Genomic DNA, 22,270 nt, shown 5'->3' on the forward strand with positions numbered 1-22,270 from the left:
AAAACATGATGGTGGCAATGTCCGCCCCACGTCAGTACGAGCAGACCCTCCATGCCGAAAGCGAACGCCCTGCCCTCGCTCAGCCTGCGCATCGATCTCGATGACGGCAGCCGGATCGGGCCGGGCAAGATCGCGCTGCTGGAGAACATCGCGCGACACGGCTCGATCTCTGCGGCCGGGCGCGCGATGGACATGTCCTACAAGCGGGCCTGGGACCTCGTCGACGAGATCAACCGGGTGTGCCGTCAGCCCGCGGTCGCGCGGCAGACCGGCGGCCGCAATGGCGGTGGCGCAGCGCTGACGGCGTTCGGCGCGCAGTTGGTCGAACGTTATCGGCGCATCGAGCGCGACGCGGCTGACGCCGTGAAGAAGGATCTCGCCGCGCTGCGCAGCGACATCGAGAAGCCAAGGAAGACCCGCGGGACCAAGGCCGCGTCGTAAGCCGGTTCCAGCCGACGCGATGCATCTGCGACCGGACTGATGCGCCTCGCGTTGCAGCCGCAAAAACCCGTCTTGCCGTCAGCCGGATGATCTTGCGGCCGCGCCAGGACGTCATACACCAGCATCTCATCGTCATGCCGGAGAACCTGCCGTGTCTCACCCTGCCTTATCCGCCGACCACACCGCCGTCATCACCGGAGGCGCCTCCGGCATCGGGCTTGCCGCCGCCATGCGCTTCGCAGAACGCGGCATGAACGTCTGCATCGCCGATGTCGACGAGGCCCGGCTCCGCGACGCCGCCGCCAGGCTCGCGGCTGCGGCCAAGCGTGGCGAAGCTGCGGTCATGACCGCCACGGTCGATGTGAGCAACCGGGACAGCGTGGTCGCGCTCGAAACGGCGGTGCGGCAGCGCTTCGGCGCGATCGACGTGCTGATGAACAATGCCGGCATCCAGCCGGGCAGCAAGATGCTTGCCGACGACAATTGGCAGCGCATCCTCGGGGCCAATCTGTGGGGCGTCATCCATGGCGCGCAGGTGTTCGCAGCCAACATGATCGCCCAGAGCAAGCCGGCGTTGATCATCAATACCGGCTCCAAGCAGGGCATCACCACGCCGCCCGGCGATCCCGCCTACAACGTCTCGAAGGCCGGCGTGAAGGCGTTCACCGAGGCGCTGCAGCACGAGCTGCGCAACACGCCCGGCTGCCAGGTGACGGCGCATCTGTTCATTCCGGGCTTCGTGTTCACGCCGCTCACCGCGAATGGCCGCGTCGAGAAGCCGGCCGCCGCCTGGACGCCGGAGCAGACGGTCGACTTCATGCTGGAGCGGGTTACGGCCGGCGACTTCTACGTGCTGTGCCCCGACAACGACGTGCCGCGCGCGCTGGACAAGCGGCGCATCCTGTGGGCGGCCGGCGACATCGTCGAGAACCGGCCGCCGCTGTCGCGCTGGCATGCCGACTACGCCGACGCATTCGCGGCGTTCGCAAAGATATCGCCATGATCCGACCACATCGGAGCGGCGGCGCATAGCTGCTCCCGGTCTCAGCACAAGCTCCCAGACGCGTCGGATCGTCGCAAGGCGGTCCGCGTGCGTTCGGGACGTCTACCCATCGACCGAATCGCTACGGTCGAACGCTCTTGCAACTTACTGATTTGCCGCGGGCGCGACGTCGCCGCCGGTCGCCGGCTCTTGAAGCGCCCCTCAACCGTCAAGCGGTGAGATGTCGCAGCTCTGCGGGAGCGCCACCCGTACGCCGCACGACAATCTGACGCAGACGCATTCCACAATCCCTGCGCGAAGCAGCCACGAAGCAGGCAGCAGATAGCCCTCATCATCCGCACCCGCGTCAGCCGCGCCCCGTTGCTTCGGCTCATCCGCAGTGGTGCGCAGCTTTGAGGAGTACGTTGGACATGTCGCGCCATCACCGTCACCATCACGACAGTCACCACGGTCACCATCATCACAACGACCACCACCACCATCATCATCACAATCATCACTGCCAGCCGGCGCCTGCGCCAATGCCTCCGACGCCGCCCACGCCGACACCGCCCACGCCGCCGACGCCCGCGCTCGGCTTTGCCGATCTCGGCGTCGTCTTCAACGACGCGACGCGCTTTCTCGAAGGCGGGCTGTGGCGCAACGTGGTCGAGGAAGGCGGCCAGGGGCTTGGCAGCGTCTACAACTACACTGGCGATCTCACCGTGATTCAGGATGGTCTGAAGGCGATGGTTGCCGCCGGCCAGTTCACCGGTCAGACGCTCACCAACATCAACAAGATCCTCGCCGACATCACGGTCGCGCAGGATGCCGCGATGGCTTCGGTGACCGGCGGCGGCGCGTTCGGCAGCATCGCCGCCGCGGAGACCGCGCTGCGCAACGCGCATCTCGACATCCTCAACGTCGTCAACAACGATCCGAACCTTGCGGGCAAGGCGACCAATGCCGACGGCGCCACCGGCTTCCTGCAGGCGCCGGCGCTGCTGCCCGAAGGCGTGACGGCCGCAACCGCCGCCAAGGGCACGCTGGCCGAGCTCGGCCTGATCTTCAACGATGCCGCCAACCGGCTGATCGGCGGCGTGAACGAAAGCAATGTCGATGTCATCCAGGACGATGTCGACGCGCTGATCGCCGGCCTCAATGCGCTGGTCGCCGCCAATCCGCTGCAGTTCGGCGGCCTGACCGGCGTGCACGCGCTCGCCATCATCGACCAGCTCGCGCTCGTCAACACCCACATCAACGGCGCGGCCGGCAATGTCGACATCGGCCGCGCGCTGAACGACGACTTCCTCGACATCATCGACATCGTCGCCGGCGACACCAATCTCGCCAACATGGCGCAGCAGAACGGCCTGAACGGCTGGAGCGGCTTCGGCGACTTCCTCAACCCGACGCCGGCCTATCAGGACAACCAGGCGCAGACCGATTTCTGGGCCATGTTCATCGCCCAGTCGAACGCGCTCGGCAAGGCGGCGATATCAGCCGTCAATTCCGGCGACGCCGCCGCGATGGCCAAGGTCACCGCCGACCTGATAACCTTCAAGAAGGACGTCACCGATTTCGACGCGGCGCAGGGCGGCATCTTCCAGGCCCGCTTCGACAACGAGCTGCTCGGCGACCAGAGCACGCTCGGCGCCGAGATCGCCAAGATCCTCGAGGGCTTCCAGGCCGGCAACAAGGCGCTGGTCGCCGCGGCCGCCGACCAGATGCACCAGAACGCAGCCGATGTCGGCGGCAACAACATCCCGGTCAATGGCGGCGCCTACAATGTCGATGGCATCACGATCGGCCAGGTGCTGGCGACCACCGGCGGCGGCAACAGTGCCGACGCCGCCGCGCTGCTGGCCGCGATCACCAGCGCGCCGGCCTCGAACGTGATCATGCTTCCCAGCGCCGCGCCGGCAGCACACGCCGGCGCCGCTCCGGCAACCCTGGTCATGGACGGTCCGATGATGGAGATGCCACAGCATCATCACATGTGGGCGTGATCACCTGTAGCTCCGGCGCCTGCATCAGCAGGCGCCTGACGAGCGCGAGCGCGGTTTCAGTGGCCGGATCGGCCGAGATCACGGAGACCGCGAGCACGATGAGATCGACCGGCTGGTGCGACAGCACGATGACATGCGTCGCATGCCGCGCATCCATCAGCGCCACCACGCGCTCGACGGCGGGGTCGGTGACCGCCCGCCGCCACGGCGCATCGGCCCGGCGCAGCACACCGCTTGACGCGAGAAAGTCGCGCAGCAGCGGCGGATCATAGGCGGTCAGCTCATCCTCGCGACAGCGGCGTGCGCTTTCGAAGACCGGCTGGCGCGTGAGCTCGGCGATCAGATCGTCGCGCGTCGCCGCGATCGAGGCCCCGATCGAGTCGAGCACGCCCGGCTCGCGGGCTTGCAGCATCGCGCGCAAGGCATCGCCGATCAGCCCGATCGTGAGCACGCCGGCCACCGCGACCGCGCAGAAACGCATCAATTGCGCCGCATCGACGTCCGGCGACAGCGCGGCCGCGGCGGCGCCGAGCAGGGCGGCGCCGAGGATTCGCAACAATGTCAGCAGCCCGCCCTGACGCTGCGTCTCCGCGCTGGCGCCGGCGATCAGGATCGCGGTCACCGCCAGCAGCGCGCCCAATGCGCCGAGCCGCACCGGCATGCTCGGCGCCAGCACGCGGAAATCGGTGATGATGAAGGGAATGACCATGACGGCGCCGAACGCGACGCGATCGATGACGCGGTTCTCCCAGGCCAGCAGGCTCGCGCGGTCGCGGCGAAGCAGCAGCCAGGCGCAGGTCGCAAAGCCCGCGAGCTGAAAGGCCGACAGCACGATTGTGTGGTGGCTTTCGAACTCGGCCGGACCGAGCGCGCCGGCGAGCGCGAGCACCACGCCGCCGGCCAGCGCGATCGCCTTGAGCGCGCGATGCGCGTGTCGCCGCAGCAGACCTTCCGTCACCACTAGCGCGCCGAGCGGGATCAGCGCCGCCGGAATCAGCGAGATGCGGTCGAGAAATGCATTGTCCGTCCACCAGGCGATGCCACGCAACAGGAACAGCGAGGCGACGGTCCCGAGCAGAACGACGAGCCGCGCCGTCAGCGGTCCCCTCGGGTCGCGCCGGTGCAGCATGGCGGCGGCCACCGCGAGGCCGATCGCGCCGCAGAGGTTGACGACGGAGTCCGCAACGATGCCGGCCGTCATGGCGCGGGTTCGCCGGGCTGCAGGCGCGGACGGAGCGTGCCGAACGTCCTGGTGTCGTCGAGCCAATGCACCAGCGGCAGGATCATCCGCTGCAGCGCCAGCACGGCCGAGGTCGCCAGCAGCGCCGGCAGCGAGCCGGAGGGGATCTCGCGCAGCAGATAGCGCCGGGCGGCGGCGAGATCGATTCGGCCGAGCTGCAGCAGATCGTCGCCCCTGGTGTAGTCCAGCTCGCGCGCGCAGAAGCCGTTGTAGATGGCGTCGCGATGCTTGGGCGCATCGTCATACGTCTTCTTCAGCGCATCGGAGCCGCCGGTATAGGCGTTGGTGATGACGAAGCGCGCCTCGTCGAACCCGGCCTCGCCGCCGACGCCGAACACCGCGCGATGCGCCCGCATGATGCCGCGCGCGAGCTGAAGATGCGCAAAGCTCTGTCGGGCCTGCGGCAGCGGCGACGGATAGACGTCGGAGAAGGTCTCGCAGACCATGCCGGCCACCGCCGGCACCTGCGTGACGTTGGAGATCCATTTCGGCCGCAGGCCGTCACGGATGAACAGCAGCAGCGTCGTGAGGCCGTAAAGCACGCCGGACAGGCCTTTGCCGCGCGCTTCCGGGTCGACCATCACCAATCCGAGATGGATCACCTGCTGGGTGTCGCCGTCGCGCTCGACCTGCATCACCGCGAGCGCATTAAAGGCGATCGGCCGGCCGCCCGCCTCCTCCGACACCACGGTGATGATGGCGCGCGCGAGCGGCTCGCGCGCTCCGGAGAAGATGCCGTAGGTGAGCTCGCCGGCGGGCAGCGTCTTGCCGGCGACGGTGCGGAGATCGGCCACGAGCGCCGCCAGCGCCGCGTCGTCCAGGGTCGTGCCCGGGCTCTCGACGATGCGCGTGCGAAACTCCGCATGGGTTCGTAGCGACAGGTCCATCGCCTCCTGCCCCAGCGCCGTCAGCCAGAAGCCGACATTGTCGTGGATACGCCTGACCGTTGCGACGACGTTCATTGCTCTCATCCACCTGCCCGATCAGAAACGGCTCGCCGAAGCCGTGCCTAAAGTTCACGACATACGCTCCGCGCCGTTAATTCATGATCATGACGCAGGACGGAGCGTCAGTGACGGTAAACGCAGGTTGAACGACCGCAAGCGGTGGACGCCATCGCATCCACCGCTTCCCGGCACTCGCGGAATGTCCCCCTCACCGGATTGCATCTTCGATGCAATCCGGCCTCTGCCCGCAAGCGGGGAGAGGCGAGGAAACCGCTGCTCACGCCGCCTTCGACACCTCCATCAGCAGGCGCTCGGCGCGGGCGTCCTCGATGCGGTTGACGAGCTTGCCGCTCTCGTGGCGGTCACGCAGGGTCTTGGTCAGGGTGACGCAAGTCTGCACCAGCATGACGATGCCCATCGTCAGATAGCCCTTCATCCAGAGATCGATCGGCATGAAGAACACGCCGAGAGCAACGAGGAAAGCGGAGGCGGCGAACGAGGCGTAGGAGAAGGTGATGAAGGCGCTGCTGTGGGGCTGGGTGTTCTGGTTCATGGTCGGCTCCTATGATGACAATCAGGTTGGCTGATGGGTTTCGATCGGTGGTGACGAAATTCAGTTGGCCGGTGCAGTGCGGCCGGCTTTCAGCCGCGCCAGCACGTCGTCGGCGGTGGTCTTGATGCGCGGGCCAAAGCCCTGCTCGGCGAGCTTCTCGGCCGTGGTGATCGGGCCCGTCGCGGCATCGAGCTCCATCAGCGCCTCGTCGGCGGCCTGCGCTTCCATCTGCCGCTCGCGCAGCCGCTTCAGGGTCGCCTCGGCCTCTGGCAGCGTGCATTCGTAGGGACGCGCCGCCTCGATGCCGCCGCGGCGCAGATTGCGCACGGCCTCGGAGGCGCGCGCAATCCGCCGGCCGCGATCGAGCTCGGCAATGCGCGCCTCGGCGTTGGCGACATGCTTCTTCAGCCTGGTGATCTCGGTCGCGAACAGCGCCCGCGCCGTCCTGGCCGCGTCACGCTCGGCCTCGAGGCCGGCGATCGCCTGCGCCGCCTCGCGGGCCAGATCCTCGCGGCCGCCGTCGAGCGCTGCGGTGGCGCGCACCTCGAGATCGGTGATCCGCGCCAGGGTCGCCTCGAGCCGCTTGCCCTCCTGCTGGTCCTGCGCGATGGCCAGCGCGAGCGCGCGCTTGCTGCGATCGACGGCGGCAGCGGCGTCACGCAGCTGCTGATCCAGGATCACCAGTGCGGTACGGTCCTGCAGCTCCTCCTCCGCGACGGCCACGGTGCCCCGAAACAGCGTCAGAACAGTCTTGAACATTGTGAACTCCCTGTTATGAGCATTGCTCATATAGTTTCTTCTAGCGCAGCCATGAGCGACGCTCAAGGAATATTTTGAGCATCGCTCAATATTTTGGTTAACAATGTCCAAGACACTGGAAAGACGTGCAAAACAGCGCGAAGCCCTGATCGAGGCCGCCGAGCGGATGATCCGCACGCGGGGTCTCGTCGGTCTGAAGACGCGCGATCTCGCCCAGGAGATCGGCGTCGCCAATGGCGCGGTCTACAATCTCGTCGCCGATGTCGACGAGCTGGTGCTGATGGTTGGATCACGCACCCTGGCGCGGCTCGACGCGGAATTGTCGGCGGCCGAAAGCGCCGGGCCGCCGGGCCCAGAGGCTGCGCTGGTGCGCATCGCGATCGCCTATTGCGACTTCGCCGCCCACAATCTCGAGCTCTGGCGCGCGCTGTTCGAGCATCGCATGGCGCCCGAGAAGCCGTTGCCCGACTGGGCCATCGCCGACCAGATGCACCTGTTCCGTCACATCCACCAGCCGCTGGCGGCGTTGTTTCCGCAGCGCTCGTTCGACGACATCAGCGTCACCGCGCGCAGCCTGTTCTCGGCGGTCCACGGCATGGTCGCGCTCGGCTTGGAGCAGAAGCTGATCGCTGTGCCGCTCGCGGCCTTGCGCGCGCAGATCGCGACCATGGTGAAGGCGATGGTGACGGGACTGGTGGCGGAGGAGACGGCCGGCCGGTGACGCGGAGCTCGGCGTCGCGCGCAGCGTCATCGGATGCTGATGCCAACAACAAGTACGGCTGCTTCACGGCACTTCTCTCCTGCCTGCTGCGATAGCTAGTTGCTGCCCCGGCGGCGCGGCTCCCGCCTTGTTCAGCCGGAATTGACGGCGAGAACAAACAACCGCCCCATTGCTTCGCAGTATCATGCCGACGTTCGGACTTGTTCCAGACAACATGTCTGGAACTGCCGTTCCACCGACGCTCGACGACGAGTGTTAGTTCGTGTGACATGTGCAGATCTCGGCGCATGGCCACGCTCATCCGGCCGGCAGAACCTGCAGCGTATGCCGCGCGATCCAGAAAAAACTCCAACGAGTCCATGACGCGCGAGCCAAGGGGAAAATCGTGAGACATCTGCGTGCGCCCAATGACGACCGCGATCCGCCATTCCCGTCCGGCTACGACGACGGCCGGCGTCCGCTGTATGAACAACCGTGGCGCGACGAGCACGATCGGCCTACCCCTGCTGAATTCGCGTCCCGTTATGGCGTGCAGGAGGTTCCTCGGCCGCCACGGGAACGGCGTCTCCTCGGCGCGTTGAGCATGATGGGGCTCGTGGCTGTCGCCGCAGGCGTGGCCGGCTTTGCAGCGACGAAACTTCCGACGCGGTGGAGTGCTGGGCTCTCCGCCAACGGCCGTGCGGAGGTTGCAGCCACGGCAACGGTGCCGTCATCGCCGGCCCGAGCCGCGCAGACCGTTGCACCGGTCCAAGATGCTCTCCCAACTGGAGCGATTGCGAGCGCCGTCCCCGTCGTCACGCCGGATCAGAGCCTGCCGCTGAGGGAGGAGGACCGCGCGCCGAAGTTCGATACACGGATGGCCAATGCCGCGTCGGCGCAGCCGACCAGCGCGCGGCCCCCGGTCCAGGGCGTGACGGATACCGAAATCAGCTTCGGAATGGCGGCGCCGTTCTCTGGTCCGGCCAGGGAGATGGGCCATCAGCTCAAGCTCGGCATCGACCTCGCCTTCGCGCAGGCCAACGAGGAAGGCGGCGTGCATGGCCGGCAGCTCAAGCTCTACACGGCCGATGATGCCTATGAGCCGACGCGGACGCTGAACGCGATGAAGGAACTCTACGAGCAGCACAGGGTGTTCGGCTTCGTCGAGAACTACGGCAGTCCGACGGCCCTGATCTCGGTGCCGTACGCGCTCGAGCATCATGCGCTCTATTTCGGCGCCTTCACCGGCGCTCCTTCGCTCCGCCACGATCCGCCGGATCGCTACGTCTTCAACTACCGTGCCGGCTACGCCGAGGAAGCCCATGCGCTCGTGAACTATCTCGTCAAGAGCCGCAAGCTGCGTCCGCAGGAGATCGGAGTTCTCACCCAGCAGGATGCCTACGGCGACGCGGGGTGGGAGGGTGTCAGCAAGGCGATGCACGGGCTGCGCGGCGGCGTGGGCGACGCCTTCCGCATGAGCTACAGCCGCAACACCGTCAATGTCGACGAGGCCATCGCGCAACTGCGCCGGCAGAAGCATGCGATCAAGGCGGTGGTGCTGGTCGCCACCTTTCGCGCCGCGGCCAAGTTCATCGAGAAGACCCGCGACCTGTATCCGGACATGATCTACGCGACGATTTCGGGTGTCGGCAGCACCGGCCTCGCCAGTGAGCTGATGGTGCTCGGCCCGCGCTATGCGGACGGCGTCATCTGCACCCAGGTCACGCCGGCGGTCGACGGCTACGCGTCCGTTACCCTGAACTACAAGAAGGCGCTCGACAGATATTTCCCGGGAGAGCCGGCGGACTACTCGTCCCTGGAAGCCTATCTCACCGCCAACATCCTGATCGAAGGACTGCGTCGCGCCGGTCCCGCTGTCGACACCGAGTCGCTGGTCGATGTCCTCGAATCGATGCGGAATTACGAGCTGGGCGTTGGATCAAGGGTGAGCTTCGGCCCGTCCGACCACCAGGCGCTGCACAAGGTCTGGGGCACGCAGCTCGACAAGACCGGCCAGTATCACGCAATAGATCTCGAATAGGCTGAATGGCCTGGGCTCGCCGCTCCGTGCAGCGTGCATGAGCGGGTTGCTTTCATCGGCGCTTTCGGCCATATCGATCGCATGATCAAGACTGAGACCTTGCACGCGAACACGTGGTGGCGCTCCATCTAGGAGCGGCACGGCCTCGTCATTCATTCGCCCGTCGCCGCCGTTCATCGGCCTGCGACGCGGTTCTTGTCATCAACAGCATCGAAGAGCTCGATCGAGCGGCGGTTCTCACTTCTGGAGAACCACGATGCCTCTCTCAATGCCAGAACGTCCCGTCATCCTGACCGGCGACAGGACCACCGGCCCCCTGCACCTCGGCCACTATGTCGGCTCGCTGCAGAACCGCGTCGCGCTGCAATCGACGCATCGGCAATTCCTGCTGCTGGCCGATGCCCAGGCGCTGACGGACAACGCCCACGATCCGGGCAAGGTGAGCCGGAACATCCTGGAGATCGCGACCGACTATCTCGCCGTCGGCATCGACCCGGAGATGACGACCATCTGCCTGCAATCGCACCTGCCGGCGCTGGCCGATCTCACGCTGCTCTACATGAACTTCGTCACGGTGGCGCGGCTCGAGCGCAACCCGACCATCAAGGACGAGATCCAGACACGCGGCTTCGGCCGCGATATACCGGCCGGCTTCCTGTGCTATCCCGTCGCGCAGGCCGCGGACATCACCGCCTTCAGGGCGACCATCGTGCCGGTCGGCGAGGACCAGGCGCCGCTGATCGAGCAGACCAACGAGATCGTCCGCCGCATCAACCGCCAAGCGGGCACGGAGGTGCTCCCCGAGGCACGCGCGCTGATCCCGAGCGTCGGACGCCTGCCTGGCGTGGACGGCAAGGCCAAGATGAGCAAATCACAGGGCAACACGATTCCACTCTCCGCCACCGCGGACCAGATTCGCGATGCCGTCCGCCGCATGTTCACCGATCCCGGCCACGTCAGGGCCGCCGATCCGGGGCGTGTCGAAGGCAATGTCGTTTTTACCTATCTCGACGCGTTCGACGACGATCACGCGGCGGTCGCGGACCTGAAGGCGCGCTACGTCCGCGGCGGCCTCGGAGACAGCGTCGTGAAGCAGCGACTTGATGACGTGCTGCAGGCCGTGGTCGCGCCGATCCGCGACCGGCGGGCAGCGTTTGCGCGTGATCCCGACCATGTTCTCGAGATCGTCAGGCACGGCACCGAACTGGCGCGCACCGTCACCGATGCGACCTTGCGCGACGTACGCGAGGCGCTGGGTCTGTTTGCGCTGCATTAGCGGTGCGATGCTAATGTCTGATAACATGAATTAACTAATTCCCGCTCCGCTGCGTCACTGGAACACGAAACGGCTGCGCGTGTCCCGTCGAAATAGGCGCTGCGCTGTCAAGCGGCCGCGAAAGGCGCTATGCTGCGTTCGCGCCTGCCCAACTGTGATGCCGAGATCCGGTTTCGAAGTATTCAGCACTCGCGTTTCACCCGGAGAACACATGGCGAAGCGACCCATCGTAAAGCCGCCGACGGCCGCAAAGCCGCAGCCAAAGAAGCAGGCTTTCGATCCGGCGGTGTTCCTGAAGACCGAAGGCCCAGGCCGGACGATCGGGAAATACCGAAAGGACCAGCAGATCTTTTCCCAGGGCGGCCTCGCCGATGTGCTGTTCTATATCATCACGGGCACGGTCAAGATCGTCGTCCATTCCGAGCAGGGCAAGGAGGCGGTCATCGCGCTGCTCGGTCAGGACGATTTTTTCGGCGAGGGGTGCCTGGCCGGCCAGTCTCATCGGCTGTCGGCGGCGTCGGCCATCACGGACAGCGAAATCCTGCGGATCACCAAATCGGCCGCGATCAGCACCCTGCGCGAGCAGCCGGCGTTCTCCGAGGTGTTCGTTTCGCACATCCTCGCCCGCACGATCCGCGTCGAGGCCGATCTCATCGATCAGTTGTTCAATTCGAGCGAGAAGCGCCTTGCGCGGGCGCTACTGCTGCTGGCCAATTTCGGCAATGACGGCAAGCCGCAGCGGGTCATCGCGAAGGTCAGCCAGGAGATGCTGGCCGACATGATCGGCACCACCCGCTCGCGGGTCAGTCACTTCATGAACAAGTTCCGCAAGCTGGGCTTCATCGACTACAACGGCCATCTCGTGATCCACAACTCCCTGCTGAACGTGGTTCTGCACGATCAGCCGCATATCGCAGGCGTGAAGTCGGTTGAAGGCAAGGCGCCCCTCAAGAGCCTATGACCGTGCATCTCGAGTGACCGTGCATCTCGAGATCGAGCTGGCCCTGCTCGATCCACGCCACCATCAAATCAATGCTGGCTGCGCACCGCCGTCGTGGGCGGCTGGAGAAATGCATCGAACCGCTGCTTGACGATGGCGTAACATTCGCACGAGGCTTTCTCGAGTCCGGGCCGGTCGAGCACCTGAATGGTGCCGCGACGATAGCTGATCAGGCCGGCCGCCTGCATGGATTGCGCGGCAAGCGTCACCGACTTGCGATTGGCGCCGAGGATCTGCGACAGGAATTCATGCGTGTACGGAAGCACCGCCCCTTCGGCCCGGTCGTGCATCATCAGCAGCGCATCGGCAGATGCGCTCTTCGGGATCCATCTGTCACACGCCCCACGACTCGCTGTCGGTGGGCCACACCACCGAGCGGAAAGAATTGCCGCCGAATGAGCGGAGCTGGCCGACGCGCCAACCCGGCCTGCCGCCTGGCTCGCATAGGGCGGTCTCCGATGATGAGGGTGCTGCCCCGCCCACTGAAAGGCTGGCATGAGCACGCCTCTCGCCACGGCATCAGTGCCCGCTCTCCGTGGAAGGTCCTCTGGATGAGCGCGCGGGGGGCACAGCGAGCGTCAGGTGCTACTGCCCGCGCCGGGGAGCCATTCTCCTCGATTCGGCTCCCGACGAATTGCGCTGCGGCAAACTGGACCCATGTTCGCTTTTGCTCAGACTCCGACCGGGAACGGCAACACAATAGTCTCATAATATCAAATTGTAAGGAAGAGAGCAGCGGGGAATTTGTAGTCGGAGTGCGTCCTGTTTTGGAGAATTCGCGTGTTGAGACATCAGAGCCAAGATACCGCTTTTCCGATCTTTCTCGAGCGGGCAGGCGTCCGGAATGACATACGCAGCTACAGGCTCATCCAACAATCTGTGCTCGCCGAATTCAGTCGTGCTGCATTGCAGACCCGCGATATCAACAGCGTTCTTCAGCGCGCCACCGCGCTCTGCGCCAAGGGCCTCAATGCACCGTTCACGATGGCGATGGAATTCGTGGCGGATGGCAAGAGACTGCTGGTCCGCGCGGGTTACGGATGGCCGAGCCCGGTCGAGCAATCATCGTTCGTCGTGGACAGCGCCTCGCCTGCTGGCCGCGCCTTCCAGACAGGTCAAGCCATCATCACCAGTCGCGGCCCCCCTGATGGTCGCTTCGAGACACCGGGACTTCTTCCAGTAGACCGCGGCATCAAGACGTCGATCAGCGTCCGGATCGATCGCGGCGGACAAGGCGGCGGCTATTTCGGCGTGCTCCAGGTCGACAGTCCGGCCCCCCGCCGCTTCGACGAGGCAGACGTTGCCTTCCTCACTGCATTCGCCGACATCGTCGGGATTGCAATCGAGCGCCTGCATGAGGAGACGCGGCTCCGGGAAGCCTTGGACCATCAAGCCATGCTGACGCGCGAAATGGGCCACCGCGTCAAGAACAGCCTCGCATCCGTCGTGGCCATGCTCCGCGTCCAGTCGTTCGGGTCGCATTCGGCTGAAGCCAAGCGCGCCCTCGAAGACGCAGGATCGCGCGTGGCGGCCATTGCCCAGGTTCATGATCATCTCTCGCGGGCCTCGCAGATCGGCTTGATCGACGTCGACGTCTTCCTCAATGACTTCTGCAGCCGGCTGCAACGCGTCGCGGGAACGAATGTGCTGCGCAGCGACTCCGACCCGATACGGCTTTCGGCCGATCATGCCGTTCCTCTCGGCCTGCTGATCAATGAGCTGGTCAGCAACGCCGTGAAACATGCCTACCCCGGCCGGGACGGGACGATCGACATCTCCGCCCGTGACATCGACGGCTGGCTACACCTCAGCGTGTCCGATCATGGTGTCGGTCTGCCGGCCGGTTTCGACATCGATCAACCGCGCGCGAGCCTGGGGTTCCGGATGATCAAGGGGATGGTCGAGCAGCTCCGCGGCCGCCTCTCCGTCAGCGCCAACCAGTCAACCGGCACGCGTGTCCTGGTCGAACTGCCGATGATCCCCCGCAATGAAGGGATTGCACCCGCGGCAGCACTCGTCACCGCAGAGCGACCGGTGCTGGAGAAGACCCGGTGATCCCTTGGGCGATCATCATTCGCCAGCACGGCCGATGACGTGATCCTCGATGCGCCGCTGACAAGGCCGGCCGCTTTCTCGAACGGCAGCTCTTTGTCAATGCTCCTCGTCCACGTGCCGCTGGTGGCGACGAGCGCGCTACACGCTTCATGGTGAGACCACACCGCAAATCCGAACATGCGCGAGCCCGGCGGCATTTACCGGGCGGAAACCGTTGCTGGCGTTCAATGCGAGCATGGCACAGTTGCGCATGGAAGTTCGCGATTCGACCGGCACCATCCTGCCGGGCTATGGCGACGCATTCTTCGACCTCAGGCTCCCCGGCGATCACCGCCGCGTGGCGCGGACCCTGCTCCAGATCATTCGCGGCGACGATGTCCGCTCACCGGTGCACAGCGTCCACTTCTTCCGGGGCGCTTCCGAGATCGGCTGCTGGTCGGTCGATGACGAGCGCGCGGAGATGAGCTTCGTGGACCAGTTCGCGCACACGCCGCCGGCCGCGGCGTAACAGCTTCCCCGACGAGCTCAAGGCACGCGGCATCGGCCTCACGCGATCCGCGGGTGCGCGGTCTGGTGCCAGGTCCAGGCCGAGCGGATGATCGTGCCGTCATAGTCGGTGCCGAAAATCGCGAAGTCCGGCACATAGCCGAGGATCGCCGTGAGCGCCCGCGGGATGAGGTGCGTCTCGGGATCGCGCAGCTCACCGATCAGGCCTGACGCGTCGGCACCGCCGGCGTTGAAGTGCGGCGATGGCCGGTGGACAGATTGTCGTAGCAGACCGGCGCGTAGCCGGCCTCGGCGACAGCCTTGCAGCAATGAGCCCCGATGTAGCCGGCGCCGCCGGCAACCAGGATCGCTCCCTTGTGATCCATGCATGAAGGCCTCCTGATCAGCAAACGGCTGGATCGAGTCGCGGATGCGAAATGTGACCCAGCGAGGCGACCGCTGCAACCGGGCAGCGCGCGCCGGCCGGCGTCACCGACAACCGCTTGGCGGCAGGCCGCTCCGTGCTCTTAACGCTCTCGCACCCAGCCGGTCGTCCAAATTGCGGTCAAGTGACGCCGAATAGCTGATGTCACGCGATGACAGCACGACATCTAGCCGTGAACAGACCTCGTACCGGGCCGCGCCGCTGATTCGGACGCGGTTCGTTCAAGCCACGTTCTGAACGTTAACGTGAGCGCGCACGACGTCGCATTCTGGGACATCATGCGCAGGCTGGCCGTGGCAGCGAGTCCAGCGCTGATGTCGTTGGCGCGATCACGGCGCTGCGAGGTCGGCGCGGCTCCAGGTGCAGGCCGTGCCTGTGCGCCCGCCCGGCACGCCGGTCCGTTCGGCGCGCAGATGTCCATGCCCCCGGGTGCATGGCTCACAATCCAGAGTCCAGGTGGCACGCGGCGCAGAATGGGGTACGAGTCGTCGGACTGATCAGCGTCGGCCGATGCGGGAGACGTCCCTTGAGTGAAACACCGAGCAACGTCGACGCGGCGGCGCGCGCTGCAGCGACGCCACCGCCCTCGTCCGCCGCGGCGCCCGGGCTCTCGGCGCGTCTCGGCATTCCGCTGCTTGCGGTGATCGCAGCGCTCGCCTTCGTGGCGCTCGCGACCACGCGCTGGAACGCCTGGACCGGCAACGCAACGACCCAGTCGACCAACGACGCCTATGTGCGCGCCGACCTGACGCAGCTCTCGAGCCGCGTGGCCGGCGAGGTGACGAAGGTCGCGGTCAGCGATTTCCAGCAGGTCAAGGCCGGCGACCTGCTGGTCCAGATCGATCCGGCCGACTACGAGGCACAGGTGTCGCAGGCCGAGGCCAATGTCGAGGCGGCACAGGCGGCGCTCGACAACCTCAGCAATCAGGTCGAGCTGCAATACGCAACCATCGCGCAGGCCGAAGCGCAGCAGGTCTCGGCCGGCGCGGCCGAGGTGCAGGCCAGGCAGGAGGAAGAGCGCCAGCAGTCGCTGTCGCAGAGCGAAGCGGGTACCAAACAGCGGCTGGAACAAGCCACCGCCGCCTATGCCAAGGCGCAGGCCGACGTGCGCGCGAGCCGCGCGGTGATCGCCGCGCAGCGTCATCAGCTCGAGGTGCTCACCGGCACCAAGAAGCAGCGCGGCGCCGATCTCGCCGGCGCCAAGGCCGCGCTCGCCGCGGCGCGGCTCAAGCTCGGCTACACCAGGATCACCGCGCCATTCGACGGCGTCGTCGGACAGCGCCAGGTGCAGGTCGGCGACTACGTCAATATCGGCAGCAGCCTGATCGCGGTGGTGCCGCTACCGCATGTTTTCGTCATCGCCAACTACAAGGAAACGCAGCTCACCCATGTCGCGCCCGGCCAGCCGGTCGAGGTCACCGTGGACTCGTTCCCCGGCGAAAGCCTGCACGGCCGCGTCGAGCGGATCGCGCCGGCCTCCGGCTCGCAATTCGCGCTGCTGCCGCCCGACAATGCCACCGGCAATTTCACCAAGGTCGTACAGCGCATTCCGGTCCGCATCGCCCTCGACGGCGACCAGCCGCTGCTCGCGCGGCTGCTGCCGGGGATGTCGGTCGTGACCCACATCCGCACCGCCGGCCAGGCCGATGGCACCAAGTGAGACCGAGCGCGGACCGCTGTCGCGCGGCGGCCAGGCGGCGCATCCGCTGTTTGCCGTCGGCGCCGTCCTGCTCGGCTCGTTCCTGGCGAATTTCGACAGCCGGCTGACCTCGGTCGGCCTGCCCGATCTGCGCGGCGCGTTCTCGCTCGGTTTTGACGAGGGCGCCTGGCTGTCCACCGCGGCGATCGGCTCGCAGATCGTGATCGCGCCGGCCGTGGCGTGGCTCGCGACGGTGTTCGGTCTGCGCCGTGTGCTGGGTATTCCCAGCCTCATCTATGCGGTGCTGTCCCTGATCATTCCGTTCGTGCGCGACTATCCGACCTTGATCGCGCTCGCGATCCTGCACGGCATGCTGCTCGGCACCTTCGTGCCGGCCACCTTGATGATCATCTTCCGCAACCTGCCGATCCGCTGGTGGCTACCGGCCATCTCGATCTATGCGATCCGGGTCGGCTTCGCGCTGGATACCTCGACCTCGCTGGTCGGCTTCTATGTCGAGCATCTCGGCTGGCAGTGGCTGTACTGGCAGGGCGTCGTGCTGGCGCCGCTGATGGCGCTGATGGTCTATCTCGGCACCCCGGCCGAGCCCGTCAACCGCGCGCTGCTCGAGAACGCCGACTGGGGCGGGATGCTGTTGCTCGGCAGCGCCGTGGCGATGATCTATGCCGGTCTCGACCAGGGCAACCGGCTCGACTGGCTGCAATCGGGCACGGTGATGGCGCTGCTGTGCGGCGGCGCCGCGCTGTTCGTCCTGTTCCTCGTCAACGAGGCGCTCGCCCCGCAGCCATGGGCGCATTTCAACGTGCTGTTCTCGCGCAACATCGGGCTGTCGCTGGTGGTGATCCTGCTCTACACGCTGACCAGCCTCTCGAATGCGTCGCTGGTGCCGAACTTCCTCGTCACCATCACGCAGTTGCGGCCGGAGCAGAGCGGCTCGTTGCTCTTGATCTACGGCGCGCTGCCGATGGTCGTGCTGGTGCCGCTGTCGATCGTCCTGCTTCGCCATCTCGATCCTCGCATCGTCGTCGTGCTCGGTCTCAGTGCCTTCGCGGCGGCCAATCTGCTCGGCACCCAGATCACCCATGCCTGGGCGCGCGAGGATTTCATCGTCATCGTCGTGCTGCAGTCGATCGGACAGGCCCTGACCTTGCTTCCGATCATCATCCTCGCGCTGTCGAATTCCGATCCGGCCCGCGCGACGTCCTTTGCGGCCTATATCCAGGTGATGCGGCTCGGCGGCGCCGAAATCGGCGTCGCCCTGATGGGCACGTGGCTGCGGGTGCGCGAGCAGGTGCATTCGGCCTATCTCGGCCTCAACATCCGGAGCGGCGATCTCGACGTCGCACGCGCATTGCAACGGTTGACCGGCTATTTCGCCGCGCATGGCGCAGGCCAGGCCAAGGCCCGCGCCGTCGGGACCTTGGCCGCGCAGGTGCAGCGCGAGGCCAACGTGCTCGCTTATCTCGACGCGTTCTGGCTGTGCTTCTGGCTCGCGATCGCCGCGCTCCTGCTGGTCGCCCTGATCACGCGCGCGCCGCCGGGGCCATTCGCGCCGATACCGATCGGTCTGAGGGCGGCGTGGATGCGACGGTTCGGATCGTCGACGACGTGAACGGGCCCGCCCCCGCATTCGGGTCATAGCTTCCTCTCCAACAACGCCGGCGCGCCTCTGCGCCTTTAACCTTCTGGCGCAAGCCGAGCCGCGCGATCAGAATCGCTGGCGCTGCATGTTGCGCGCCGTCTTTGAGAGCTACGACATCTAGCCGTGAACAGATTTCAAACCGTGATTCGCAAGCGATTCGGACGCGGTTCGTTCCAGCCGCGTTCCGAACCTTAACAGCGGCACGGTGAGCGTCGCATTCTGGGACATCATGCACGCGATGGTTGCAGCAACTCATCGAGCGGCCATTTCGGACGCTTGATCTTCCTGTAGGGCAACGTCGTCACGTCGCGCGCGACCACACCGGGCGCATCGACCATGATGATGTCGGCCGCGAGCGGCGCAAATGCCGCGCGGAAATGCTGGGCGGATTTCACCACGACGAGCTTGCGCGTGGCAGGATCGCAGCCGAGCTGCGTGAAGAAGTCGGTGCCGAACGCCTGGCAACGGAACGTCGTGATCACGACCTCGACGCCATTGCTCACGATCAACGCGCAATCGCCGAGCTTGGCGGGCGTGCCGGCAAGGCCCGTCATCACCATGTTCTCCTTCAGCGCCTTGATCTCCCAGGTCGCATCGACCGGATCACCCGACAGCGGACCGATCTTGCCGCCGATCCGCAGCGGCAGCTTGGCGCCAACGCCGGCATCGAAGGCGATGCGCACCGCGATCGGATCCCAGAGTGGACCGAGGCAGGCATTGCCGATGTTGCGGTCGAGCAGCCGGCGCAGGATGAACGTGGAATCGCCGGGCGCACCGCCGCCGGGATTGTCGCTGGCATCGCCGAGCACGATGGTGCCGTCTGTCGCCAATGCCTGGTCAAGCGCGGCATCGACGGCGGGCATACGCTCGGTCACCGCCTCGCGCATGCCGATCAGTTCGTCCGCAAGGCGGCGTGCCAGCGCCTTCGCCCTGACACCATCCGGATCGACGGCGGCATCGCTGTAGACCAGCACCTTGGTGCCCATGTCAGGCGTGTCGCCCCAGCCGAAGCCGTGCACGATCGAGACCGAGACGATGCCGTCCTTGCCTTCGAGCGCGGTGATGCGGTCGACGAAGCTGCGCACCGGCTCGCGCGTGGTGTGCAGGGTGACGATCATGTCGGTGTCGACCAGGGCCTTCTGCAGCTTCAGCCGCTTCTCGGCGATCTCGGTGCAATGCTTCACCAGATCCTGCGCGCGCTCGAGGATGTCGGTGTGCGGATATTCCTTCCAGCAGATCAGCAGATCGGCGCTTCTGACCATCAGCTCGCTCATGTGAACGTGGGGGTCGAGCGTCGCACCGATGACCACATCGGGCCCGACGATCTCGCGGATGCGCGCGAGCAGCTCACCCTCGCAATCATCGTAGCCGTCGGCGATCATCGCGCCGTGCAGGCCGATCAACGCCATGTCGACCGGCAGCGCGGCTTTGAGGTCGGCAAGAATCTGGTCACGCAGGGTCTCGAACGCGGCGCGGGTGACCAGCCCGTTGGGCACGGCCGCAGCCACCAGCCCTTCGATCAGCGTCCAGCCCTTGGACGGCCCGACCTGGCGCGCAGCCCATAGCGGCCCGCCATGCATCTGCATCTTGTCCGGATGCTGGCCGGCCGGGAAGTAGGCGCGCTCATGGAAGGTCGCGAGCCCCGTGGGCATCGGCGCGAAGGTGTTGGTCTCGGTGGCAAGGGCGGCGGAGAAGACACGCATGGAGGGGAGGCTCTTGGTTCGCGCGAGGGACGAGGATGCGGCGCAGGGGACCGCATCGCGTCCATCAGCACAAGCCGGCAGGAATGAAGAGCGCCCCGTCGCCCAGCGCATGAGCGGCGTCAGACCGCGCTCTCAACCGCGACCGACTGATCCTCGATCGCCTTGATCGCGACCAGCGCGACCTGCGTCAGCGCCTCGCGGTCGGCGCCTGACGACGCCATCACGCTCATGCCGGTGATGACGGCCGAGACATAGCGGGCGAGCGCCGCAGGGTCGGCGGTGGCAGCCAGATCGCCTTCGCCCTTTGCGCGATCGAAACGCTGCCGGAGCTGTTCCTCGGTCTGCGCACGGCGGGCCGCGAGCTCGAACGGCACATTGGCCGAGCCGGAGCCGCAGGCGAGACCGCCCTGCACCAGCAGGCAGCCGGGCGGATTGGAGGGATCGGTCTGTTTCTCGGCGACGCCCATCAGCATCCGCGCGGTGACCTCGCGGGCGGTCGGCGCACTCAGCACCTCGTCCATCCAGGCCTCCCGTCGCGCCGTGTAGCGGTCGAGCGCGGCCCTGAGCAGGGCCTCCTTGCTGCCGAACGCGGCGTAGAGGCTGGGCGGGTTGATGCCCATGGCGTCGGTGAGCTGGGCGATGGTGGCGCCCTCATAGCCATGGCGCCAGAACACCTCCATCGCCTGGTCCAGCGCGGTGTCGCGATCGAAAGTCCGGGGCCGTCCGATGCCCATGTGCAAAACTCCTGTTCCGTCTCCGCCCCGTCCGATTCTTATCTAGTTGTTATTGAACGCGATTTCTTTGATCTGGCGCAGTCGCCGAAAGTCGGGCTACTATTTTCGTAGTATCCGTTACATAAGTCTCTTGCGAACCGGTTGCCAGCGCCACATTTGTAGCGAGCACTACAAAACTGGAGCGCGCCAATGCCTTCGCCCGAAATTCGTTCCTCCGGCCGCCTGAAGCGGTGGCTGAGCACCGTCGCCGCCGCTGGCCTGCTGATTGCCGCCGGATCCTATGCCGGCTCCCATTATTTCAACTTCAGTTCCGCGCCGAATGCAGCCCGCGCTGCGGCCCCCGAACAGGCCGTCGCCGTTACGGTTGCCGTGGTCGAGCCGCGAAAGGCGAGCCTGTGGGACGAGTTCTCCGGCCGGCTCGAAGCTGTCGAGCGGGTCGAGATCCGGCCGCGGGTGGCCGGTGCCATTCTCGGCACCAATTTCACCGAGGGCTCGCTGGTCAAGGCTGGCGACGTCCTCTTCAAGATCGACCCGGCGCCCTACGCAGCCGAGGTCGACCGGGCGCAGGCGCAGCTGGAAGCGGCGCGCGCCCGCGCCGCTTTCGCTGCCAACGAACTGGAGCGCGGCGCGCAGCTGGTCGGCAATTCGATCGTGACCAAGCGCGATTACGACCAGCGCGACAACGGCAATCGCGAGGCGATCGCCAACGTCAAGGCCGCCGAGGCGACCTTGCAGACGGCCAAACTCAACCTCGACTACACACAGGTGCGGGCGCCAGTCGACGGCCGGGTCGGCCGGATCGAGGTCACCGTCGGCAACCTCGTCGCCGCCGGCTCGGCCTCGCCGGTGCTGACTTCGCTGGTGTCCGTCAATCCGATCTATGCGAGCTTCGACGCCACCGAAGAGCTGGTGTTGCGCGCATTGTCGGCGATCGCCGATGGCTCGGGCAAGCGCGGCAATCTCGACCGCATCCCGGTCGAGATGACGACCTCGGGCGGCATCGCGGCATCCGGCCACATCCAGTTGATCGACAATCAAGTCAACGGGCAGAGCGGCACGATCCGCGTCCGCGCCGTGTTCAAGAACGAGGACGGCCGGCTGATCCCCGGCCAGTTCGCGCGCGTGCGCATGGGCCAGCCGCAGCAGCAATCGCTGGTGCTGCTCGACGAGCGCGCCATCGGCACCGACCAGGACAAAAAATTCGTGATGGTGGTCGGTGACGACGAGCGCGCTGTCTATCGCCCGGTCAGCCTCGGCGGCAGCGTCGACGGCCTGCGCATCATCTCCGCCGGTCTCAAGCCCGGCGAGCGCGTCGTCGTCAACGGCCTGCAGCGGGTGCGGCCGGGTGCGTTGTTGAAGACGCAGGTGGCCGCGATGGGCGCACGCGATGGGGCGGCGTCAGACAACAAGCAACTGGCGCAGCGCTGATCGTCATTGAGGCCCGGCTATCCGCGACCACCACAACTGTCGTCCCCGCGAAAGCGGGGACCCATAACCACCGGCCCTGCTTGTCGACCAAGGAAGATGACCCGCAGTCTTTTTCACCAATTGGCCGTCCGCGGTATGGGTCCCGGCGTTCGCCGGGACGACACCGGAT

19 protein-coding genes and 1 pseudogene are annotated in these 22,270 nt (G+C 66.2%); 12 read left to right on the forward strand and 8 right to left on the reverse strand.

The features are described from left to right. Positions 1-51 precede the first annotated feature (51 nt). From QX121_RS28460 to QX121_RS28470, 3 genes are all read left to right on the forward strand, one after another. Entirely contained in the window at positions 52-441 is a 390-nt protein-coding gene (locus tag QX121_RS28460) for a winged helix-turn-helix domain-containing protein (protein ID WP_315813622.1), read from the forward strand. 151 nt (positions 442-592) lie between these two features. Then, a complete protein-coding gene (locus QX121_RS28465; RefSeq protein WP_315813623.1) occupies positions 593-1,444 on the forward strand; it encodes an SDR family NAD(P)-dependent oxidoreductase in 852 nt (283 codons plus the stop codon). Positions 1,445-1,854: 410 nt separating this feature from the next. Next, entirely contained in the window at positions 1,855-3,432 is a 1,578-nt protein-coding gene (locus tag QX121_RS28470; protein ID WP_315813624.1) for a hypothetical protein, read from the forward strand. On the opposite strand, the gene QX121_RS28475 is transcribed toward QX121_RS28470, so the two are convergent. The 4 genes from QX121_RS28475 to QX121_RS28490 form a co-directional block, all read right to left on the reverse strand. After that, the gene (locus tag QX121_RS28475) at positions 3,380-4,633 is read right to left on the reverse strand and encodes a hypothetical protein (protein ID WP_315813625.1); all 1,254 of its coding nucleotides are present in this window, start codon (positions 4,631-4,633) and stop codon (positions 3,380-3,382) included. The genes QX121_RS28470 and QX121_RS28475 overlap by 53 nt on opposite strands. Continuing rightward, positions 4,630-5,634, reverse strand: a complete 1,005-nt coding sequence (locus tag QX121_RS28480) for a hypothetical protein (protein ID WP_315813626.1) — start codon at positions 5,632-5,634, stop codon at positions 4,630-4,632. Before QX121_RS28480 ends, QX121_RS28475 begins: the two co-directional genes overlap by 4 nt. A gap of 262 nt (positions 5,635-5,896) precedes the next feature. Next, complete coding sequence (locus QX121_RS28485) at positions 5,897-6,172, reverse strand: YiaA/YiaB family inner membrane protein (RefSeq protein ID WP_315716622.1); 276 nt, start codon at positions 6,170-6,172, stop codon at positions 5,897-5,899. Positions 6,173-6,232: 60 nt separating this feature from the next. Continuing rightward, on the reverse strand, positions 6,233-6,931 hold the full coding sequence (locus QX121_RS28490; protein ID WP_315779109.1) for a PspA/IM30 family protein: 699 nt from the start codon (positions 6,929-6,931) through the stop codon (positions 6,233-6,235). Between the two features lie 103 nt (positions 6,932-7,034). Between QX121_RS28490 and QX121_RS28495 the strand changes: the two genes are divergently transcribed. The 4 genes from QX121_RS28495 (at position 7,035) to QX121_RS28510 (ending at position 11,909) form a co-directional block, all read left to right on the forward strand. Then, a complete protein-coding gene (locus QX121_RS28495; protein ID WP_315813627.1) occupies positions 7,035-7,652 on the forward strand; it encodes a TetR/AcrR family transcriptional regulator in 618 nt (205 codons plus the stop codon). An 856-nt stretch (positions 7,653-8,508) separates the two neighbouring features. Next, positions 8,509-9,672, forward strand: coding sequence for an ABC transporter substrate-binding protein (locus QX121_RS28500; protein ID WP_315813628.1), 1,164 nt, complete (start codon positions 8,509-8,511; stop codon positions 9,670-9,672). 256 nt (positions 9,673-9,928) lie between these two features. Continuing rightward, positions 9,929-10,948 (forward strand): tryptophan--tRNA ligase, encoded by a 1,020-nt coding sequence (gene trpS / locus QX121_RS28505; RefSeq protein WP_315736511.1) that lies wholly within the window; start codon positions 9,929-9,931, stop codon positions 10,946-10,948. 211 nt (positions 10,949-11,159) lie between these two features. Continuing rightward, positions 11,160-11,909 (forward strand): Crp/Fnr family transcriptional regulator, encoded by a 750-nt coding sequence (locus QX121_RS28510; RefSeq protein ID WP_315736510.1) that lies wholly within the window; start codon positions 11,160-11,162, stop codon positions 11,907-11,909. A 68-nt stretch (positions 11,910-11,977) separates the two neighbouring features. On the opposite strand, the gene QX121_RS28515 is transcribed toward QX121_RS28510, so the two are convergent. Then, positions 11,978-12,241 carry a helix-turn-helix domain-containing protein gene (locus tag QX121_RS28515; protein WP_315813629.1) on the reverse strand — a complete coding sequence of 88 codons (264 nt, stop codon included), beginning with the start codon at positions 12,239-12,241 and terminating at the stop codon, positions 11,978-11,980. Between the two features lie 487 nt (positions 12,242-12,728). On the opposite strand from QX121_RS28515, the gene QX121_RS28520 reads away from it, so the two are divergent. Together QX121_RS28520 and QX121_RS28525 are read left to right on the forward strand one after the other, a co-directional pair. After that, complete coding sequence (locus tag QX121_RS28520; RefSeq protein WP_315813630.1) at positions 12,729-14,003, forward strand: sensor histidine kinase; 1,275 nt, start codon at positions 12,729-12,731, stop codon at positions 14,001-14,003. 250 nt (positions 14,004-14,253) lie between these two features. Then, positions 14,254-14,511: a hypothetical protein gene (locus QX121_RS28525; RefSeq protein WP_315779118.1), complete on the forward strand. Its 258-nt coding sequence runs from the start codon at positions 14,254-14,256 to the stop codon at positions 14,509-14,511. An 83-nt stretch (positions 14,512-14,594) separates the two neighbouring features. Here QX121_RS28525 and QX121_RS28530 read toward each other — a convergent pair. After that, positions 14,595-14,875: pseudogene (locus tag QX121_RS28530) on the reverse strand (NAD-dependent epimerase/dehydratase family protein); the annotation flags it as partial. Positions 14,876-15,460: 585 nt separating this feature from the next. On the opposite strand from QX121_RS28530, the gene QX121_RS28535 reads away from it, so the two are divergent. Together QX121_RS28535 and QX121_RS28540 are read left to right on the forward strand one after the other, a co-directional pair. Then, the gene (locus QX121_RS28535; protein ID WP_315736506.1) at positions 15,461-16,594 is read left to right on the forward strand and encodes an HlyD family secretion protein; all 1,134 of its coding nucleotides are present in this window, start codon (positions 15,461-15,463) and stop codon (positions 16,592-16,594) included. Then, positions 16,581-18,206, forward strand: a complete 1,626-nt coding sequence (locus tag QX121_RS28540; RefSeq protein ID WP_315813631.1) for an MFS transporter — start codon at positions 16,581-16,583, stop codon at positions 18,204-18,206. Before QX121_RS28535 ends, QX121_RS28540 begins: the two co-directional genes overlap by 14 nt. A gap of 257 nt (positions 18,207-18,463) precedes the next feature. Here the strand turns inward: QX121_RS28540 and QX121_RS28545 are convergent, their stop codons facing one another. Continuing rightward, positions 18,464-19,939: a M81 family metallopeptidase gene (locus tag QX121_RS28545; RefSeq protein ID WP_315813632.1), complete on the reverse strand. Its 1,476-nt coding sequence runs from the start codon at positions 19,937-19,939 to the stop codon at positions 18,464-18,466. A 119-nt stretch (positions 19,940-20,058) separates the two neighbouring features. Continuing rightward, positions 20,059-20,673 carry a TetR/AcrR family transcriptional regulator gene (locus tag QX121_RS28550; protein WP_315779122.1) on the reverse strand — a complete coding sequence of 205 codons (615 nt, stop codon included), beginning with the start codon at positions 20,671-20,673 and terminating at the stop codon, positions 20,059-20,061. 189 nt (positions 20,674-20,862) lie between these two features. Between QX121_RS28550 and QX121_RS28555 the strand changes: the two genes are divergently transcribed. After that, a complete protein-coding gene (locus QX121_RS28555) occupies positions 20,863-22,101 on the forward strand; it encodes an efflux RND transporter periplasmic adaptor subunit (RefSeq protein WP_315779123.1) in 1,239 nt (412 codons plus the stop codon). Positions 22,102-22,270 lie beyond the last annotated feature (169 nt).

It is taken from the genome of Bradyrhizobium sp. SZCCHNR2028 (assembly GCF_032380995.1).
Lineage (GTDB): Bacteria > Pseudomonadota > Alphaproteobacteria > Rhizobiales > Xanthobacteraceae > Bradyrhizobium.

What these genes read in the sequence shown, in the direction of transcription:
- QX121_RS28460 (WP_315813622.1), top strand. Translation starts at nt 52, where the DNA reads ATGCCGAAAGCGAACGCCCTGCCCTCGCTCAGCCTGCGCATCGATCTC.
- QX121_RS28470 (WP_315813624.1), top strand. Translation starts at nt 1,855, where the DNA reads ATGTCGCGCCATCACCGTCACCATCACGACAGTCACCACGGTCACCAT.
- QX121_RS28475 (WP_315813625.1), bottom strand. Translation starts at nt 4,633, where the DNA reads ATGACGGCCGGCATCGTTGCGGACTCCGTCGTCAACCTCTGCGGCGCG.
- QX121_RS28480 (WP_315813626.1), bottom strand. Translation starts at nt 5,634, where the DNA reads ATGAACGTCGTCGCAACGGTCAGGCGTATCCACGACAATGTCGGCTTC.
- QX121_RS28485 (WP_315716622.1), bottom strand. Translation starts at nt 6,172, where the DNA reads ATGAACCAGAACACCCAGCCCCACAGCAGCGCCTTCATCACCTTCTCC.
- QX121_RS28490 (WP_315779109.1), bottom strand. Translation starts at nt 6,931, where the DNA reads ATGTTCAAGACTGTTCTGACGCTGTTTCGGGGCACCGTGGCCGTCGCG.
- QX121_RS28495 (WP_315813627.1), top strand. Translation starts at nt 7,035, where the DNA reads ATGTCCAAGACACTGGAAAGACGTGCAAAACAGCGCGAAGCCCTGATC.
- QX121_RS28500 (WP_315813628.1), top strand. Translation starts at nt 8,509, where the DNA reads ATGGCCAATGCCGCGTCGGCGCAGCCGACCAGCGCGCGGCCCCCGGTC.
- trpS (WP_315736511.1), top strand. Translation starts at nt 9,929, where the DNA reads ATGCCTCTCTCAATGCCAGAACGTCCCGTCATCCTGACCGGCGACAGG.
- QX121_RS28510 (WP_315736510.1), top strand. Translation starts at nt 11,160, where the DNA reads ATGGCGAAGCGACCCATCGTAAAGCCGCCGACGGCCGCAAAGCCGCAG.
- QX121_RS28515 (WP_315813629.1), bottom strand. Translation starts at nt 12,241, where the DNA reads ATGATGCACGACCGGGCCGAAGGGGCGGTGCTTCCGTACACGCATGAA.
- QX121_RS28525 (WP_315779118.1), top strand. Translation starts at nt 14,254, where the DNA reads ATGGAAGTTCGCGATTCGACCGGCACCATCCTGCCGGGCTATGGCGAC.
- QX121_RS28540 (WP_315813631.1), top strand. Translation starts at nt 16,581, where the DNA reads ATGGCACCAAGTGAGACCGAGCGCGGACCGCTGTCGCGCGGCGGCCAG.
- QX121_RS28545 (WP_315813632.1), bottom strand. Translation starts at nt 19,939, where the DNA reads ATGCGTGTCTTCTCCGCCGCCCTTGCCACCGAGACCAACACCTTCGCG.
- QX121_RS28550 (WP_315779122.1), bottom strand. Translation starts at nt 20,673, where the DNA reads ATGGGCATCGGACGGCCCCGGACTTTCGATCGCGACACCGCGCTGGAC.
- QX121_RS28555 (WP_315779123.1), top strand. Translation starts at nt 20,863, where the DNA reads ATGCCTTCGCCCGAAATTCGTTCCTCCGGCCGCCTGAAGCGGTGGCTG.